General features: G+C 36.5%; 21 protein-coding genes. 16 read left to right on the forward strand and 5 right to left on the reverse strand.

Annotated elements, in window-relative coordinates:
* Nucleotides 1-3: 3 nt before the first annotated feature.
* Both pyrE and AEQU1_RS05420 read left to right on the forward strand, forming a co-directional pair.
* Entirely contained in the window at nt 4-645 is a 642-nt protein-coding gene (gene pyrE / locus AEQU1_RS05415; protein WP_111879408.1) for an orotate phosphoribosyltransferase, read from the forward strand.
* Between the two features lie 24 nt (nt 646-669).
* Nucleotides 670-1,062 carry an SRPBCC family protein gene (locus AEQU1_RS05420; RefSeq protein WP_111879409.1) on the forward strand — a complete coding sequence of 131 codons (393 nt, stop codon included), beginning with the start codon at nt 670-672 and terminating at the stop codon, nt 1,060-1,062.
* Between the two features lie 2 nt (nt 1,063-1,064).
* Here the strand turns inward: AEQU1_RS05420 and AEQU1_RS05425 are convergent, their stop codons facing one another.
* Complete coding sequence (locus AEQU1_RS05425; RefSeq protein WP_111879565.1) at nt 1,065-1,796, reverse strand: biotin--[acetyl-CoA-carboxylase] ligase; 732 nt, start codon at nt 1,794-1,796, stop codon at nt 1,065-1,067.
* Nucleotides 1,797-1,885: 89 nt separating this feature from the next.
* Here AEQU1_RS05425 and rsfS point away from each other — a divergent pair, with 89 nt between their 5' ends.
* The 6 genes from rsfS (at nt 1,886) to AEQU1_RS05455 (ending at nt 6,693) form a co-directional block, all read left to right on the forward strand.
* Entirely contained in the window at nt 1,886-2,257 is a 372-nt protein-coding gene (gene rsfS / locus AEQU1_RS05430; protein ID WP_111879411.1) for a ribosome silencing factor, read from the forward strand.
* A 14-nt stretch (nt 2,258-2,271) separates the two neighbouring features.
* Nucleotides 2,272-4,227: an ATP-dependent zinc metalloprotease FtsH gene (gene ftsH, locus AEQU1_RS05435; RefSeq protein WP_111879412.1), complete on the forward strand. Its 1,956-nt coding sequence runs from the start codon at nt 2,272-2,274 to the stop codon at nt 4,225-4,227.
* Between the two features lie 113 nt (nt 4,228-4,340).
* A complete protein-coding gene (locus AEQU1_RS05440; protein ID WP_111879414.1) occupies nt 4,341-4,952 on the forward strand; it encodes an LUD domain-containing protein in 612 nt (203 codons plus the stop codon).
* Between the two features lies 1 nt (nt 4,953).
* Nucleotides 4,954-5,787: a phosphatidate cytidylyltransferase gene (locus AEQU1_RS05445; protein ID WP_258455146.1), complete on the forward strand. Its 834-nt coding sequence runs from the start codon at nt 4,954-4,956 to the stop codon at nt 5,785-5,787.
* Nucleotides 5,777-6,427: a phosphatidylserine decarboxylase family protein gene (locus tag AEQU1_RS05450; protein ID WP_111879417.1), complete on the forward strand. Its 651-nt coding sequence runs from the start codon at nt 5,777-5,779 to the stop codon at nt 6,425-6,427. Before AEQU1_RS05445 ends, AEQU1_RS05450 begins: the two co-directional genes overlap by 11 nt.
* The gene (locus AEQU1_RS05455) at nt 6,427-6,693 is read left to right on the forward strand and encodes an acyl-CoA-binding protein (RefSeq protein WP_111879418.1); all 267 of its coding nucleotides are present in this window, start codon (nt 6,427-6,429) and stop codon (nt 6,691-6,693) included. Before AEQU1_RS05450 ends, AEQU1_RS05455 begins: the two co-directional genes overlap by 1 nt.
* Before the next feature lies 1 nt (nt 6,694).
* Here the strand turns inward: AEQU1_RS05455 and AEQU1_RS05460 are convergent, their stop codons facing one another.
* A complete protein-coding gene (locus AEQU1_RS05460) occupies nt 6,695-6,937 on the reverse strand; it encodes a hypothetical protein (protein WP_111879566.1) in 243 nt (80 codons plus the stop codon).
* Nucleotides 6,938-7,091: 154 nt separating this feature from the next.
* On the reverse strand, nt 7,092-9,722 hold the full coding sequence (locus AEQU1_RS05465; protein WP_111879420.1) for a valine--tRNA ligase: 2,631 nt from the start codon (nt 9,720-9,722) through the stop codon (nt 7,092-7,094).
* 127 nt (nt 9,723-9,849) lie between these two features.
* Here AEQU1_RS05465 and AEQU1_RS05470 point away from each other — a divergent pair, with 127 nt between their 5' ends.
* A complete protein-coding gene (locus AEQU1_RS05470) occupies nt 9,850-10,245 on the forward strand; it encodes a DUF1573 domain-containing protein (RefSeq protein WP_111879421.1) in 396 nt (131 codons plus the stop codon).
* Between the two features lie 56 nt (nt 10,246-10,301).
* Here the strand turns inward: AEQU1_RS05470 and AEQU1_RS05475 are convergent, their stop codons facing one another.
* Entirely contained in the window at nt 10,302-11,516 is a 1,215-nt protein-coding gene (locus AEQU1_RS05475) for an aspartyl protease family protein (RefSeq protein ID WP_146743718.1), read from the reverse strand.
* Between the two features lie 228 nt (nt 11,517-11,744).
* Between AEQU1_RS05475 and AEQU1_RS05480 the strand changes: the two genes are divergently transcribed.
* Together AEQU1_RS05480 and murB are read left to right on the forward strand one after the other, a co-directional pair.
* Nucleotides 11,745-12,935 (forward strand): pyridoxal phosphate-dependent aminotransferase, encoded by a 1,191-nt coding sequence (locus tag AEQU1_RS05480; protein ID WP_111879424.1) that lies wholly within the window; start codon nt 11,745-11,747, stop codon nt 12,933-12,935.
* A complete protein-coding gene (murB, locus tag AEQU1_RS05485; RefSeq protein ID WP_111879426.1) occupies nt 12,935-13,948 on the forward strand; it encodes a UDP-N-acetylmuramate dehydrogenase in 1,014 nt (337 codons plus the stop codon). Before AEQU1_RS05480 ends, murB begins: the two co-directional genes overlap by 1 nt.
* On the opposite strand, the gene AEQU1_RS05490 is transcribed toward murB, so the two are convergent.
* A complete protein-coding gene (locus AEQU1_RS05490) occupies nt 13,945-14,562 on the reverse strand; it encodes a fasciclin domain-containing protein (protein ID WP_111879428.1) in 618 nt (205 codons plus the stop codon). The genes murB and AEQU1_RS05490 overlap by 4 nt on opposite strands.
* Nucleotides 14,563-14,652: 90 nt before the next feature.
* On the opposite strand from AEQU1_RS05490, the gene AEQU1_RS05495 reads away from it, so the two are divergent.
* The 5 genes from AEQU1_RS05495 to gap all read left to right on the forward strand — a co-directional run bounded on the left by AEQU1_RS05495 (nt 14,653) and on the right by gap (nt 18,577).
* Nucleotides 14,653-14,877, forward strand: coding sequence for a membrane or secreted protein (locus AEQU1_RS05495; RefSeq protein ID WP_111879429.1), 225 nt, complete (start codon nt 14,653-14,655; stop codon nt 14,875-14,877).
* A gap of 30 nt (nt 14,878-14,907) precedes the next feature.
* On the forward strand, nt 14,908-16,002 hold the full coding sequence (locus AEQU1_RS05500; RefSeq protein WP_111879431.1) for a glycosyltransferase: 1,095 nt from the start codon (nt 14,908-14,910) through the stop codon (nt 16,000-16,002).
* Nucleotides 15,993-16,559, forward strand: coding sequence for an RNA polymerase sigma factor (locus tag AEQU1_RS05505; RefSeq protein ID WP_111879433.1), 567 nt, complete (start codon nt 15,993-15,995; stop codon nt 16,557-16,559). The genes AEQU1_RS05500 and AEQU1_RS05505 overlap by 10 nt, the downstream gene beginning before the upstream one ends.
* A 132-nt stretch (nt 16,560-16,691) precedes the next feature.
* Complete coding sequence (gene lipA / locus AEQU1_RS05510) at nt 16,692-17,564, forward strand: lipoyl synthase (RefSeq protein WP_111879434.1); 873 nt, start codon at nt 16,692-16,694, stop codon at nt 17,562-17,564.
* Between the two features lie 14 nt (nt 17,565-17,578).
* Nucleotides 17,579-18,577 (forward strand): type I glyceraldehyde-3-phosphate dehydrogenase, encoded by a 999-nt coding sequence (gap, locus tag AEQU1_RS05515; RefSeq protein ID WP_111879436.1) that lies wholly within the window; start codon nt 17,579-17,581, stop codon nt 18,575-18,577.
* Nucleotides 18,578-18,590: the final 13 nt, after the last annotated feature.

Here is an 18,590-nt window from a genome sequence, read left to right on the forward strand (position 1 = left end):
ACAATGATATTAAACAAAGAGACGGCACAAAAAACCGCTGCGTTATTATTGCAAATTAATGCAATAAAATTGCAACCACAAAACCCTTTTACATGGGCATCGGGATGGAAATCTCCAATTTACTGTGATAACCGCATCACACTTTCCTATCCAACAATACGAAATTACATCCGCGAAAACCTTGCAAAACAAATTGAGGAACTTTACGGAAAGCCCGAAATGATTGCTGGAGTGGCCACAGGAGCTATCGGGATGGGTGCTTTAGTTGCAGACTATCTGAACGTTCCCTTTTGCTATGTTCGTCCAGAAGCAAAAGGTCATGGACGTCAAAATAAAATTGAAGGGCATTTAGAGCCAAATACTAGTGTAATTGTTGTTGAAGACCTAATAAGTACCGGTAAAAGCAGTCTATTGGCCGTTGAAGCTTTAAAAGAAGCAAATGCGAATGTGAAAGGAATGTTAGCAATTTTCAGCTACGGTTTTAAAACCGCGGAAGAAAATTTCAAGAATGCCGAAGTTACTTTAAATACCTTGAGCAATTATGAAATGTTGCTGGAAGAAGCGGAGAAATCAAGATATATAAATTCCGAGGAAGCTATTTTACTTAATCAATGGCGTAAAAATCCTGAAACCTGGGGACAATAAAAAAATTAATTTAAAAATTGCAAAATGAAATTAAACAGTAAAAAAGTAACCACTCAAAAATCTGCAGCAGCACTTTGTGATTTTTTGACAGATGTAAAGAATTTTGAAACCTTAATGCCTGAAAACATCAGCAAATTTGAGGTTATCAGAGAAAATGCATTTGTTTTTGCACTAAAGGGAATGCCCGAAATTGCATTGGAAGTAAAAGAAGTTGAAAAGCCAAATAAAGTTGTTTTGGGAGCAATAAGTGATAAAATCCCCTTCTCTTTAACTGGAAATATTCAAGAAATTTCTGAAAATAGTTCAACAGTAGAACTGCTTTTTGAAGGGGAATTCAATACAATGATGGCAATGATGGTGAAGGGGCCAATTTCAAAATTTATTGATACCCTTGCCTCAAATTTGGAACAAGTTTAAGTTCAATAAATTAGTTTCATCTCTTTCAATTGGAATTTTTGTAACGGATCATTTTCAGTTTCCACTAAAAGTTCGCCAATATTAGAAACTCCTTTTATAATTCCGTTAAAACGTGAACCATCCGGAGTTTCAAAAACCGAAACTATATCTTTTCTGAATAAACTGTTTTCATAAAGCTGCTTCATATCTAAAAAATCTTCTGCTGAAATATTTTTTAGATTTTTGGAAATGCTTTTCAAAACTTTATGAAAAACTTCTTCCAACTGAAATGTTTTACCAGTTTCAAGTTTTAAGGAACTAGCTTGTGGCAAATTTGGAAATTCTGATTCGTTTACATTAATTCCAATACCAATTATTGAGTATTTCACAAAACTACCTTCCAATACGTTTTCAATTAAAATACCGCCAATTTTTCGATTTGCTGACAATATGTCGTTTGGCCACTTAATTGCCATTTTAGGTATATTTATATTTTTAAGCGCATTAGCAATAGCCACAGAAACGGCCATAGAAATCATAAATTGTTGCTCTATCTGAAGCTCCTCAAAAGTCTTAAACATACTGAATGTAAGGCTTTGCCCTTCCCTTGACAGCCACCCGCTACCCATTTGCCCGCGACCAGAAAGTTGACTCTTTGCTAGGACAACTGTTTCGTCCTGCAGCAGAGTTTCTTTTGCCAATTGCTTTAAGTAAGTATTGGTAGAATCGATGGCATTAAGTTTGATTATCTTCAAAACGATAATTATGTTTAGTATTACGCTTTTATGGCGCTTCAAGAAACAAAAAAGTAATAACTTTGCGAAAAAGAAAAGAAAAATAATTAATGCAGAAAAAACAAGCAGGAACAGATCAGCTTATTACCCAAATAATACGAGGGATTGAAGAAGTAAAAGGGAAAGATATAGAAATTCTTGACCTCCGAGATATAGAAAATACCGTTTGTGACTATTTTATAATCTGCAATGGTACCTCAAACACACAGGTTAATGCCATTGTGAACTCCATCCAAAAATCAGTAAGCAAAGCTTTAAAAGAAAAGCCCTGGCATGTCGAAGGAAGCGACAACTCGGAGTGGATACTTATGGATTACGTTGATATAGTAGTACACGTTTTTCAAAAGCATATTCGCGAGTTTTATGATATTGAGGGGCTTTGGGGTGATGCAAAATCGGTTAAAATAGAAACAACAAACTAAAAAGAATTTGCCATATGGCTGAAGAAAATAAGAATAAAAAGAACGATTCAAAAAAGCCTAAGTCCAGTTATTATTGGATTTATATAGCCATAGCACTTTTATTTGTGGGTATAAACATTTTTGGCGGCGGTAGCTGGTCCCAACCAGCAAAAATCAATCAAGCAAAATTTGAGGAGTTTTTGAGAAATGGTGACGTTGAAAAAGTTGACGTTATTAATAAAAAAATTGCGAAAGTTTATCTTACAGAAGATGCCAAGGCAAAGGAAATCCATTCCAAAAAAGATAATGCCCCTTCTTTTTTATCACCTGGGCCAAATGACCCAAACTATCAATTTGAATTTGGCGATCTACAATTGTTTCAAAAAGATTTCCAAGATATTAAAACTCAAAACAATTTACCAGCAAACTTAAACTTTGATACAGAGAATAATGTTTGGGGCGATATTTTAATGGGCATCTTGCCATTTGTTATCATCATTGGTATTTGGATCTTTATAATGCGAAGAATGTCTTCAGGTGCCGGAGGTGGCGCTGGTGGGCAACTTTTTAATATTGGAAAATCTAAAGCGAAGCTTTTTGATGAAAAAACAGATGTTAAAACTTCTTTTAAAGATGTTGCAGGTTTAGAAGGCGCTAAAGAAGAAGTGCAAGAAATTGTAGATTTCTTAAAACAACCTGAAAAATATACTTCCTTAGGAGGTAAAATTCCTAAAGGAGCATTATTAGTAGGACCTCCGGGAACTGGTAAAACGCTTTTGGCAAAAGCTGTTGCAGGTGAAGCAAAAGTTCCATTTTTCTCGCTTTCAGGTTCAGATTTTGTTGAAATGTTTGTTGGTGTTGGAGCTTCACGTGTTCGTGATCTTTTCAAACAAGCAAAAGACAAATCGCCAGCAATTATTTTTATTGATGAAATAGATGCTATTGGACGTGCTCGTGGAAAAAACAACTTTTCCGGAAGTAACGACGAGCGTGAAAACACATTAAATCAGCTTTTAACTGAAATGGATGGCTTCGGCACCAATACAAACGTTATTGTTATTGCCGCCACAAACCGTGCAGACGTATTAGACAAAGCATTAATGCGTGCCGGTCGTTTTGACAGGCAGATATATGTTGACCTTCCAGACGTTCGTGAACGTAAAGAAATTTTTGAAGTTCACTTACGCCCTATTAAAAAAGATGATAATTTAGATACTGATTTTCTTTCAAAACAAACCCCAGGCTTCTCTGGTGCAGATATAGCCAATGTTTGTAACGAAGCTGCATTAATTGCTGCAAGAAATGGAAAGAAATCTGTTGGTAAGCAAGATTTCTTGGATGCCGTTGATAGAATAGTTGGCGGACTTGAAAAGAAAAATAAGATAATGACAATGGACGAAAAACGTGCTATTGCATATCATGAAGCTGGCCACGCTACAGTGAGCTGGATGCTTGAACACGCTGCGCCATTGGTGAAAGTTACTATTGTTCCCCGAGGACAATCTTTAGGTGCCGCTTGGTATTTACCTGAAGAAAGATTGATTATTCACCCAGAACAAATGTTGGACGAGATGTGCGCTGCACTTGGTGGCCGTGCTGCTGAAAAAGTAATTTTCAATCGTATTTCTACGGGAGCTTTGAGTGATTTGGAAAAAGTGACAAAACAGGCCCGCGCAATGGTTACTATTTATGGTCTAAATGATAAAATTGGAAACATTACTTATTACGATAGCAGCGGACAGTCTGAATATAACTTCTCTAAGCCATACAGTGAAAAAACAGCGGAATTGATAGATAAAGAAATTTCCGCATTAATAGAAAGTCAGTACGAACGTGCTATTAAACTTTTAGAAGACAATAAAGATAAATTGACCGAACTCGCGAATGTGCTTCTTGAAAAAGAAGTTATCTTTAAGGATAATCTCCAGAAAATATTTGGTGACCGTCCTTTTGAAATTCCCGAAGAAGCTACAAGAACGGCAACAACATAAAGTTGCCGTTTATTTAGATTTGTTCTGAAACTTTGATATTAGGTAACAACACTTCAATATAGATTTTATATATTTGAAGTTCAACGTAATTATAAACTCCTCAATGAATTATAATGAGTCTATTTAAAAGGCTTCTAAACCCTAAATATAAATCGGAAGAGAAGGCCAAGCGCGCCGACAAAGCCGACCATAGCAGTTATTACCCAGAACAGAAACTTCCTATTGACGAAAAGTTCACCTATAATTTCAAAAATAACGGAGGTAAATTCATTTACTGTGAAAATTGGGAAGAGATATTGGAAAGTTTTGACAATATAATGCTAGAAAATGATTGGTATGAACAGGATGTCTTCTGCGTTAATGAAATGCTTTCCAAAAAATTTGATGGTTTTAACCTTAGTTTCGTGAAAAATGCGGATTCAAAATTTTTCCTCTCTACCTGCGAATCATTGGTTTCTAATAATGGCTCCGTCTTGCTTTCCTCAAACCAAATAAAGGAAAAGAAACTAAAAGAACTGCCATCAAACTTTATCATTTTTGCAACTACTAGTCAAATTGTTGATACCATTAGTGAAGGTTTACGGACAATTAAAAACCAAAGTTCAGGTTATATCCCAAGTAACATTACTACTATTCAAGACTTTGAAACTGAAAAAGAAAAGGATTTTATGAGTTATGGAAGTAGCACAAAAAACCTATATTTGTTGCTACTGGAAGACTTATAATATGAAGGAAATTCTCGTACGGACCCTTTCGGGCGTATTATACATTTCGATCATCATTTTTGCAATGTTCACGTCGCGTGAATGGTTTATGGGGCTCTTTTTTGTACTTGCTGTTATCACTTTAAGCGAATACTTAAAACTAGTACACCTTACCAGTTATCTAGCCTACTTTCTACTTGCTGCTGCTTTTTACTTTTTGAGCTACAACGTTTTTGACGATAATGCAGTTTATCTTTTTTTAATTTTAAGTGGTTTTGTAAACCTTTATCTTTTAAAAGATGTACTCTGGACCAGTAAAATTCCGATGTTTGAAAAGAAAAAATATGTTACTGTAATATTGTATATTATAAGTGGTTTCGTGTTTCTTACCCTAATACCCATAATGAATATTGACGGTAGGTTTATGCCAGAAATAATCGTGGCGGTTTTTATATTGGTTTGGAGCAACGATACGTTTGCTTACCTCATCGGTAAAAACTTTGGAAAACATAAGCTCCTAGAGCGCATTTCACCCAAAAAGACTATTGAAGGTTTTGTAGGTGGCATGCTGGGTGCTCTTTTGGCAGGATTCGTTATCTTTAAAGTGTTGGAAAACTATCGGCCAATGGATGCTGTAAAGTATCCATTGTGGGTTTGGATTGTAATGGCTATTATCGTTGCTATTTTTGGAACGATTGGAGATTTAATACAGTCCAAATTTAAAAGACAGGCAGGTGTTAAAGATAGCGGGATTATTATGCCGGGTCACGGTGGATTGTATGATAGGTTAGATAGCATTATTTACGCCAGCCCTTTTGTTTATGCGTTTTTATTAATTGTTGACAATGTTTCATAGAGAAGGTTTTAAAATTATTTTTGTAGCACTGGTAATTGTTATCGGGCTTAGCCTTTTGGCAAATGTTTTTGTGGGAGATCCAACCATTCGCGGTGGAGTAATTATTTCTTTGATAATAATTTTGCTGCTGGTTTTACAGTTCTTCAGAAATCCTAAGCGCAACTTTTTGGTTCATCCAGATTATATTCTTTCTTCCGTTGACGGCAAAGTAGTGGTTATTGAAGAAGTTTTTGAAAAGGAATATTTCAATGATAAAAGATTACAGGTTTCTGTCTTTATGAGCCCTATTAATGTGCACGTAACGCGCTACCCAGTGGGCGGAGAGGTGGTTTATAGCAAATATCATCCAGGAAAATATTTGGTTGCCTGGCATCCAAAATCTTCCGAAGAAAACGAACGCACAACAGTTGTTGTAAAAAATGAAATATTCGGAGATGTTTTATTTAGACAGATTGCCGGGGCCATGGCAAAGCGAATTGTAAATTATGCCGAAATTAATCAAGAAGTTGAGCAGGCAGCAGACAGTGGTTTTATAAAATTTGGATCTCGTGTAGATATCTATCTTCCGCTAGATGCTAAAATAAAAGTAACCCTTAACCAAAAAGTTAAGGGAGGTATCTCAATAATCGCTGAAAAATAATGACTTCCAAAGAGCTCGATATAGCCTTTAAAAATGCAGTAAAAAGCATTAACGACCATAAAGAACCTTTTCCTGCAGATGTTTTATTGCGTTTATATGCTTATTACAAACGAGCCAGTAATGATGATGATACACCCACGGGCGGGAAGCCGCATATTTCTGCTTTTAAAACCAATGCGCTTTTCCAAACGCGTGGTTTAACATGTGATGAGGCTAAAAAGCTTTACATAGAAGCGGTAACCCAATATTTTTTATACAGAAAATGAACTAATTCTGTTGCTGCTTATTAAATTTTATTTCGTACTCCTCGATAGCTTCTCGAATTTTATCAACGTTTTCTGATGCGCGCTCGTGAGCGTCTTCCATTGCTTTCTCTAAGTCTTTATCTGGGTGCTGGAAAAGATCTGTGATTACATGATTAATTTTGTCAATAATACTTTTTTGACTGTTTTTGATATCTTCCAGTTTGTGAAGCATTGCTTCCATTTCATTATACTTTGATTGATCCATAACAAGTTTAATTTTTGAACAAGTTACGGGCAAAACATTTCAAAAATTATAAATTAACCTTGTTTTAGAATAAATTAAGAATTTTTAACTGCTTTTAATTTAAAAGACCTGTCAGATTTTAAAATCTAACAGGTCCGTAATACAGTAAAAAATATTATTTCAATCCTTGAAGACTAGCTTTCAAAGTTTCAATCTTCGCCAAAGCATCAGCTTCTTTTTGTTTTTCTAAAGCTACAACTTGTTCGGGGGCACCACTTACGAAACGTTCATTTTTTAATTTCCCTTGAACACTTCTTAAGAAACCTTCGGTGTATTTTAATTCTTCGGAAAGCTTTGCAATTTCTTCTTCTACGTTTATAGCACCAGCAATTGGAATAAAATATTCGTTACTCTTTACGCGGAATGTGAGGGCGCCATCCAATTTTTCTGAAATGTAATTCAACGCTGAAACATTGCCGAGTTTTGAAATTACCGCATCAAATTCTTTTGAAGCATTGTCGTTATTCAATACAGAAAGAGAAATGGTATCTTTAAAAGAAATGTTCTTTTCTTTGCGAATTGTTCTGATTCCAGAGATTACCTCAGAAGCGAATTCAAAGTCTTTAATAATTTTTTCGTCAAAAGATTCCATTTTTGGCCATTCAGCAATTATCAAGGCTTCGGAAATATCACGTTGTGTGATGTGTTGCCAAATTTCCTCAGAAATAAAGGGAACGAAAGGGTGTAATACTTTTAAATTATCTTCTAATACAGAGATTACTTCCAAATAGGTTTTTTCTGAAATCTTTTCGCCGAAAGGTGGTTTTACCATTTCTAAAAGCCAAGAACAGAAATCATCCCACACCAACTTATAGGTTGACATTAAAGCGTCGCTTATACGGTATTTGCTGTAATGATCTTCAATTTCAGCTAGGTTTTTTTGGAACTTACTTCGGTACCATTGCAGAGCGATTATATCACTTTGTGACTGCTCTTTTTCTAGGTCAACTTCCCAACCATCAATTAAACGATAGGCGTTCCAGATTTTGTTTACGAAGCCACTCCCCTGTTTGCAGAGGTCTTCATCGAACATTAAATCGTTTCCTGCAGGTGAGCTTAAAAGCATTCCTACACGTACACCATCGGCGCCGTAAACGTTCATTAAATCTATAGGATCAGGAGAGTTTCCTAAAGATTTACTCATCTTTCTACGTTGTTTATCACGTACGATTCCCGTTAAGTAAACATTTGTGAACGGTTTTTCGTTTCGGTATTCGTATCCAGCAATAATCATTCTTGCTACCCAGAAAAATAATATTTCGGGGGCCGTAACGAGATCGTTAGTTGGGTAATAATAATTAATTTCTTTGTTGTCTGGCTCTAAGATTCCATTGAAAACGCTAATGGGCCATAACCATGAAGAGAACCAAGTGTCCAAGGCATCTGGGTCTTGTTTTAGGCTTGCGGTGGTTAGTTGTTGGTTGCTGGTTTTTTCTTTTGCAAGTTGAAGTGCTTCCTCAATATTTTCAGCAACTACGAAATCCTCTTTTCCATCACCATAGAAATACGCTGGGATTTGTTGTCCCCACCAAAGTTGGCGGGAAATGTTCCAATCGCGCACGTTTTCCATCCAGTGGCGGTATGTATTTATGAATTTTTCTGGGAAAAGATGCACCTCTTTTTCAAGCACGGCATCTAAAGCAGGCTGTGCAAGGTCTTTCATTTTAAGGAACCATTGATCGCTGAGTTTTGGCTCTATTACTGCACCAGTACGCTCGCTTGTACCAACTTTGTGCATATGGGTTTCAATTTTTGAAACCACGCCCATTTCTTCAAGCTCTTTTACTATTCCCTTACGAACCACGAAACGGTCTTTGCCTTCGTAATGAAGGCCAAAACTGTTCAAGGTTCCGTTGTCATTCAGGATATCTATGATTTTAAGATTGTGCTTGTCGCCCAGCATCTTGTCGTTTTCATCGTGTGCGGGAGTTACTTTTAGACATCCCGTCCCGAATTCAATATCAACATATTCATCCTCAATGATAGGTATTACACGATTGCAAACTGGAACAATGGCTTTTTTTCCGCGAAGATGTGCAAAACGTTCATCATTTGGGTTTATACATATTGCTGTATCTCCCAAAATGGTTTCGGGACGTGTGGTAGCGATTGTTAATGTTTCATCACTACCTTCAATTTTATAATTTAGGTAATAGAGATTACCTTGTTTTTCTTCATAGATCACCTCTTCATCAGAAAGCGTGGTCTTTGCCTGGGGATCCCAATTGACCATGCGATAACCGCGATAAATGTTTCCTTTTCGGTACAAATCCACAAAAACCTTTATAACGGAGGCTGACATATCTTCATCCATGGTGAATTTGGTTCGTTCCCAATCGCAGGAAGCTCCAAGTTTCTTCAACTGTTCTAGAATAATTCCACCGTGTTTATGTGTCCATTCCCAAGCGTGTTCTAAAAACTCTTCGCGGGAAAGGTTCGCTTTATTAATTCCTTCGACTTTTAATTTTGAAACAACTTTTGCTTCAGTTGCAATAGAAGCATGATCGGTACCCGGCACCCAGCAAGCGTTAAAGCCCTGTAAACGTGCGCGACGAATTAAAACATCTTGTAAAGTATTGTTGAGCATGTGGCCCATATGCAAAACTCCCGTAACGTTTGGCGGTGGAATGACGATGGTGTATGGCGTTCTTTCATCAACTTCTGAGTGGAAATATTTATTTTCCATCCAGTAGCTATACCACTTATTCTCAATCTCTTTTGCATTATATTTTGCTTCTAAAGCCATACTTTGGTCTGGTATTTGTGTAATGAGTTGCAAAAGTAATTATAACTAAAGGATAATAAAAGTGAATAAGTTATTTTGCTCGTTGTTCAAAAGTTATATACTTTAGCAATATTAAAAACACAAAATCATGAAAAAATTAGCTCTTATGGCTCTTGTTGCCTTTATCGGTTTTGCCGCTCAGGCGCAACAAGCAAAAATCAGTTTCAAGGACGACACCGTTGATTACGGTACTATTGCAAAAGGTAGTGATGGCGTTCGTGTATTTGAATTCACTAACACAGGAGATGCTCCCCTTATTATTAGTGATGTAAAATCTAGTTGTGGCTGTACTGTCCCGAAAAAACCGGACGGTCCCATTGCACCTGGCGCTAGCAGCACTATTCAAGTTAAGTATGATACAAACCGTGTCGGTCCAATCAGAAAAACAGTTACCGTTTATTCTAATGCCAGCGAACCTATGTTGGCCTTAAAAATAAAAGGTGAAGTAATGAACGACACTTCTAGCGTGCTGGAAAAAAGCTAAAAACTTTACATTAAATAAAAAACGGCTGAAAGCAAATTGCTTTCAGCCGTTTTTTTTTAAAATACACTTTTGAGAAAAAATTTTACTTTATTGAAATAAGCCCCTCTTTTTAATTCCATCGAAATTCTTTTTCCTTCATCAGTTGAAAACATTTTTATCAGCTCATAGAGTTTATATTCGTAACACGGTTTTCCGTTGATCGTTATAACCTCATCACCTTTTTGAACTCCTGCCAAAGCAGCTGGAGATCCTTCACGAACATCTGCAACAATATATTTTGGCACTAATGAAAAATGAAGCTCAGTAGTTACTGAAATACTGTTCATTGTTAAGCTTTCACTTGGATTTCCCCTATTTGAATTTACACTAGCCTGTTTCTCTTCTTTTACAAGTTCCATCCCTTCATGTTCTAAAGTAATTCCGCTCATATTATAATTGAAGGGGTCTTTAAAAGTATGATTTTTCTTTAAGCGAATTTTTTTGTTCCTATAATCAAAAGTTATGGTGAATCTACTCAAAAAACCACCGCCCAAACTACCGTCGCGATCTTCATAATAGCGAGCTTTCATTATTGCATCCTCTTCGGGGAAGGATGTGTTCACTTCTTTTAAATGGTAATCTCCAATGATAATCTCGGGAACTCTTGCACGCTTTCCAAAAATATTCCCACTAAGGCCAAGACCCAAAAAATCTTCATAATAATTACTGGGCGATTCTATAATAAAATCATGGTCTTCAAAAAGCCACATTACATCACTGGAGCCAGAATCAACCAGAAGCGTAACCTCATACTGATTGTTTTCAGAAGCAATCTTTAAGGAAATATAGGGTTTGCTTCCAACAAAATTTAATGGTAATTCTTCACATTTTTTACACGCTTTTAATGGATATTTTATAGGATCATAAATCGTTATTATTTCTGCAGAGTAATTAATTTTAACAATAAAATTCTGAAAAAATTCATTACCCAATATACCATGGATTGGAATGCCCATTCTTGGCGAAAAATTAAGCGTGCTGTCAAAAATTATGAAGAGAGCGTGATCGCTATCAACTGCATTACCCAAACGGATTTTATTGTTCAAGCTCTTCAATGCTTCTACGGAGCCTCCAGAACCAAGACCTTGAAGAAGTACAGGCGAGGTATTGCGTAGCTGAAGACTATCCGCCTCTTCCAAACTGAAAAGTATCGTAGACTTTACACCCGTATCTAAAATAAAAGAAAGCGGAGTTCCATTAATTTCCACTTCAACTATTGGTAAATTGTTCACTAACCGAAAAGGAATTCGATCCTTATTTTTATTGTTCTGGAGCAAAAAACCAGATTGTGCAATAAGAGAAATCGAAAAGCAAAAAAAGAAGCAATAAAAGAGCTGTTTTCGCAAAGTTTTCAAAATTATTATGAATTCAATTGAAGATATAAAAAAAAGCTTAATGTTGTTATCACCAAGAAGGATTTATAAAATATATTTTGCAACTTTGCCACAAACAAATTCACTATGCCTTCAGTTTCAAACAAAGGGAAAAACATGCCGGAATCACCTATCCGCAAACTGGTTCCCTACGCCGAAAAAGCCTATAAAGCAAATAAGACCGTTTATCACTTAAACATTGGTCAACCTGATATTAAATCGCCAGAAATTGCGATGGATGCAGTGGCAAACCATAATTTAGAGATTTTGGCGTATACACGCTCTGAGGGCTCTCAAGAGTATCGCGAAAAAATAGCAGGCTATTATCATAAAAATAATATTCCTGTTGAAGCAAATGACATTATCGTTACCACTGGCGGTAGCGAAGCTCTTTTGTTTGCAATGGGAAGTATTGCAGATGAAGATGACGAAATAATTATTCCCGAACCATTTTATGCAAATTACAACGGCTTTGCTACTGCTTCAGGGATAAAGATTGTTCCTGTTATTTCAAAGATTGAAGATAATTTTGCCTTGCCTCCTATTTCAGAATTTGAAAAACTGATTACCCCAAAAACCAAGGCTATCCTTATTTGTAACCCCGGAAATCCTACTGGATACCTGTATTCAAAAGAAGAAATTCAAACCTTGGCTGCAATCGTAAAAAAACACGATTTGTTTTTAGTAGCAGATGAAGTATATCGCGAATTTACGTATGATGGTTATGAGCATTATTCAATTCTTGAAGAAGAAAGCTTAGCTGATTACGGAATTATAATCGATTCAGTTTCCAAAAGATATAGTATGTGTGGCGCACGCATTGGCTGTTTGGTTTCAAAAAACAAACAGGTAATTGCTACCGCCTTAAAATTTGCTCAGGCTCGATTAAGCCCTCCAACATTTGCTCAGATTGCGAGTGAAGCGGCCTTACAAACTCCACAAAGTTATTTTGACGAAGTAATTGTTGAATACCAAGACAGGAGAAATACGCTAGTAGCTGCTTTAAAAGCCATTCCTGGCGTTCAAGTAGGTGAGCCAAAAGGTGCGTTTTATTGCATAGTTCAACTTCCCATAAAAAACAGTGATGCATTTGCACAGTGGCTTTTGGAAGATTTTGATGATAACGGCGAAACCATTATGGTTGCTCCTGCAGCTGGATTTTATTCCAGTCCCGGAATGGGTTTAAATCAAGTTCGCATTGCTTATGTTTTGAAAAAAGAAAGCCTTGTTCGGGCAGTTGAAATTCTAAAAATTGCGCTTCAAAAATATAAGGATTGATGCGAATTGAAGAAAACAAATCGCTTAAAAATTACAATACTTTTGGAATAGCCAGCAATGCCCGTTATTTTGTTTCTGTCAATACAATTGAAGAACTAAAACAAGCTCTTTCCGAAAAACTTTCCGAAGATCTTTTTATTCTTGGCGGCGGCAGCAATATGTTGCTGACAGGTGATTTGAGTACTTTTGTACTTCACATAAATTTAAAGGGAATTGAAATCCTGCAAGAAACCGAAACCGAAGTTTTAGTAAAAGCAATGGCTGGTGAAAACTGGCACGAGTTTGTTCAATATTGTATCGCGAAGGATTTTGGCGGTTTGGAAAACCTTTCACTTATACCAGGAAACGTTGGTACGGGACCCATTCAAAATATTGGCGCATATGGCGTGGAACTGAAAGACACCTTTTACAGTTGCAATACAGTGGAAATTGAAACTTTAAAAGAGCGGGAGTTCACAAAAACCGATTGTGCTTTTGACTACAGAAACTCCATCTTCAAAAATGAAGCAAAAGGGAAATACATCATTACAAGCGTCAACTTCAGACTGACTAAAAAAGATCACAAGACCAGAATTTCCTATGGGGATATTCAGAAGAATTTAGCTGAAAAGAATATTGAAACTCCAACAATTAAAGATATTTCCGAAGCAGTGATTGCCATTCGCCAGTCAAAACTTCCCGATCCGAAAGTGTTGGGAAACAGCGGTAGCTTCTTTAAAAATCCAGTGGTTGATTCAGAAACATTTCAGAATTTCCGAAGAAATTTTCCCGAAGCTCCATTTTTTGAAGTTTCTCCTACAGAATTTAAAATTCCAGCTGGTTGGTTAATTGAAAAAGCTGGTTTTAAAGGACAGCGTTTTGGAGATGCGGGCGTTCACAAAAATCAAGCGTTGGTTTTAGTTAATTACGGTAACGCAACAGGCAAAGAAATTTGGCAACTTGCAATGGACATCCAAAAAAAGGTAAAGGAAATAACTGGAATTTATATTGAACCCGAGGTGAACGTTTTTTAGTTCGCGTTCATCACTCCATCTACAACAAAAACCACTCCGTTTGATCCCAAAATATCTTCTTTCACGATACTAACTTTTCCGCCTTTTGCGTCAGAAATTGAAATATTATCACCAGCTCTGGAAGCTGTTAAAGTAATACCTCCAAGTGTTTTCAACTTCACTTTCCCGTTTTTATCAATAGCTTTCAGCAAATTCTCTTTATCCATTGTTCCCTCAACAATGTGAGATTTCACCATTTCTTCAAGTTTTGCTATATTTTCAGGAGTTGCATAAAACTTTTTCTGTTTAACAGTTAAAGATTCAATTGCAGCATTGGATGGAGCAAATACAGTATAAGACCCTTTTCCCGTAGAAAGCATATCTGCCAACTTTGCTGTTACAATGTAGCTCGCGTACTTTTTAAGTTCTGGAGTAGTCATAACTCGAGACATTACACTATTTATTTCTTCTATATCTGCTGCGGTCAAATCCCTCTTCTCAGCTCTTTTCACTACTGCCTTTTCAGCGACTTCCACATTGGCGTTTTCCATTTTCTCTGTTTTTGCTTCATTTTTACAAGAAACAATTAAAAATGTGAATGTTGAAATCAGTAAAAAAGTAGATAGTTTTTGCATCGTTAAAATATTTAAAATCGGGGCTAAAAATACTTAAAATACATGCACAACAATAAGAAAGATCGTATTTTTGCACTTTAAAACATAAAGATGAAACTTTTACTTATAACATTAGTATTATTGCTGCTTAGTGTCGCTGGAATTGCCATTAAACTCTGGGCAAAGAAAGACGGAAAATTTGCTGGAACCTGCGCTAGTCAAAGTCCTTTTTTGAATAAAGAAGGTCAAGCTTGTGGTTTTTGCGGAAAAACACCGGACCAGTTTGATACATGTAGCGGCGAAAATTCTAACTCGGAAGCCTCAAATTCCAAATAGCAAATCTAAAATCTACAATAGTAATTGCTTATGGTGCTACTTTACATTTTCGGCGCAGTCGCGTTGATTAATTGTGTTTATTATATTCTCTTTTCGAAATTTTCATTTTTAAAACCTTCAGAAAAAATAATTTCGGAAAAATATCCCGTTTCACTTATTATCTGTGCTAAAAATGAAGCGGAAAATCTCCAAAAACACATTCCGCTTTGGCAAAAACAGAACTATCCAAACTATGAACTTATCCTCATTAACGATGCTTCTGCTGATGAGACACTGGAAGTAATTGAATCTTTCGCCGAAAATGATCCAAGAATACAAGTTGTAAACGTAAAGAACAACGAAGCTTTTTGGGGAAATAAAAAATACGCTTTAACTTTAGGTATTAAACGCTCAAAAAATACACGACTTCTTTTTACAGATGCAGACTGCTACCCAGCATCAAATGAATGGCTGGCAACCATGGCATCTAATTTTTCAGATGAAAAACAACTTATTTTGGGCTATGGCGCTTATGAAAAACAACCCGGTTTCTTAAATAAAATTATCCGGTTTGAAACATTGATGACTGCTGTGCAGTATTTTTCGTATGCTAAAGCAGGTAATCCTTATATGGGCGTGGGTCGTAATTTAGCCTACACAAGCAATCTTTATTATGAAAATAAAGGTTTTATGAGCCACATAAAAATCCCTTCGGGGGATGACGATCTTTTTGTGAACGAAGCCGCAACCTCAGGAAACACCGAAATCTGTATTGACCCGGAAGGATTTACGTATTCGCTTCCAAAAACGAAAAAGAAGAAATGGCTCCTTCAGAAAAAAAGACATTATTCCACTGCTAAACTTTACAAACCCAAACACCGCTTTATGTTGGGTGTTTATTATATTTTTAATTTTCTTTTTTGGCTGCTCGCTGCTATAATTTTATTCACCAATGTTTGGATTTTTGGACTCGGCATTATTTTTATAAGAATTCTATTTCAATATATAATTATTGGTAATGCGGCGAAAAAACTAAAAGAAGCAGACTTGGTCCCGCTGATTCCTTTTTATGAATTGTTTTTAATCTTCACACAATTAAGTATCTTTATTTCCAACAGCGGCGAAAAAAACTCGCAATGGAAATAACTTCAGAAGAAATAGTGTTTCATATACAAAAGGCAAAAAAAGGAAAGCAGGACGCTTTCAAATTTTTGCTCGATTATTATTGGAATGAGGTTTACGGGTTTCAGGTGAAAAGGGTTCGAAACGAACTTGAAGCTGAAGATATAACCATTGAAGCTTTCGCGAAAGCATTTGACAAGATAGAGACTTTTGATGAAAACTATACTTTTTCTACATGGCTCATCGCTATTTCAAAAAATATCCAAATAGACAAAACCCGAAAAAAAAATGCTTCTATTTATATTAATACTACCGACACTTCCAACGAACAGGTTCAAAAAATTGTAGACCACTCTCCCACACCGGAAGATAAACTGATAACCGAACAAAATTTGGCAGAATTGCTACAATACATAAAACAGTTAAAACCACATTATCAAGAAGTAATAAACCTTCGGTATTTTCAAGAAATGAGCTATAACGACATTTCTGAAACGCTGGAAGAACCTTTAAACAACGTAAAAGTAAGGTTGCTTAGGGCGCGAAAACTGCTTGCCGAAATTATTACGCAGAAAGGTTAGGCTTACGGAAACTACTCCTAAATTTTGTATTACCTATTTCTGCTTTTCATTTCGTATTTTTTATTTTCCACCTCGTATTTCCTATTTTGTATTCCATATTTCGTATTTGGTTTTCGTACTTTTGTTTCCCTTATGAGCACAGAAACATTGGAACTTCAAAAACCCCAACCAAAACCAAAATGGTTACGCGTTAAGCTTCCCACGGGAAAAAAATACACTGAACTGCGCAGCTTGGTGGACAAATACAAATTGAACACTATCTGTACCTCTGGCAGTTGCCCAAATATGGGCGAATGCTGGGGCGAAGGAACGGCAACTTTTATGATTTTAGGAAACATATGCACCCGTTCCTGCGGCTTTTGCGGCGTTAAAACTGGACGGCCCGAAACTGTGGATTGGGACGAACCCGAAAAAGTTGCGCGCTCCATTAAAATAATGAAAATTAAACACGCGGTTGTAACTTCTGTTGACCGTGACGACTTAAAAGATATGGGTTCCATCATTTGGGCAGAAACCGTAAAGGCTATCCGCAGGATGAACCCAGAAACTACTTTGGAAACTTTGATTCCAGATTTTCAGGGAAACACCAGAAATATAGATCGAATAATTGCGGTAAAACCTGAAGTAGTAAGCCACAATATGGAAACCGTGAAACGCCTAACGCGGGAAGTGCGAATACAAGCAAAATACGAACGCAGTCTTGAAGTTCTAAATTATTTAAAACAAGCTGGAATGCCCCGTACCAAAAGTGGCATTATGCTCGGACTGGGAGAACTAGAAGAAGAGGTTTTACAAACCATGGAAGATTTAAGAAACGTTGGTTTGGATATCTTGACCATTGGTCAATATCTACAGCCTTCCAAAAAACATCTTCCTGTAAAAGAATTTATTACTCCTGAACAGTTTAAAAAATATGAAACTTTAGGCTTAGAAATGGGCTTCCGCCACGTGGAAAGTGGTGCTTTGGTGCGTTCATCGTATAAAGCGCAAAAACATCTTACCTAAATACTATTTCAGAAATGGACAAAAAGATAACTGTCGGCATTAATGGTTTTGGCCGTATTGGACGAAATCTTTTCAGGCTATTGCTTAACCATCCTTCCATTGAAGTGGTAGCAGTAAACGATTTGGCCGATACAAAAACATTACGCCATCTTTTAAAATACGATAGTATTCACGGGGTATTGAATGAAGAAATTTTATATTCCGAAAACGAAATTACCGTTGCTGGAAAAAAGGTAAGATTTTCCTCAGAAAAGAATATTGAAGATATCCGGTGGGGAAAAGTGGATGTGGTTGTGGAAAGTACTGGTAAATTTAAAAGCCGAGCACAGCTAGAAAATCATTTAAAGAATGGAGCTGGAAAAGTTATACTTTCTGTTCCGCCTTTAGATGACGATATAAAAACAGTAGTTCTTGGCGTGAATGATTCAATTATAAAGCCCGAAGACACTATTATCTCCAATGCGTCCTGCACCACCAACAATGCAGCGCCCATGCTGAAAATAATCAACGAACTCTGTGGTATTGAACAAGCATATATAACAACAGTACACTCATATACAACAGACCAAAGTTTGCACGACCAACCTCACCGTGATCTTCGGCGGGCGCGTGCTGCGGGTCAGTCTATTGTGCCGACCACAACTGGAGCGGCAAAAGCATTGACTAAAATATTTCCACAACTAGCACATTCAATTGGCGGTTGCGGCATCCGAGTTCCTGTACCAGATGGATCATTGACAGACGTTACACTTAATGTAAAAAAGAAAGTGACCATTGAAGAAATAAACAACGCTTTCAAAAAAGCTTCAGAAAATTCACTGTTAGGAATACTAGAATACACCGAAGACCCAATTGTATCTATAGATATTGTAGGCAATACACATTCTTGCATTTTTGATTCGGGAATGACTTCTGTGATTGGAAAAATGGTGAAAATTATTGGCTGGTATGACAATGAAATTGGTTATTCCTCCAGAATTATTGATTTAATCGATAGAATTTCCGTGAAATAACTATATTTATTGC

The organism is Aequorivita sp. CIP111184, assembly GCF_900489465.1.
GTDB lineage: Bacteria > Bacteroidota > Bacteroidia > Flavobacteriales > Flavobacteriaceae > Aequorivita.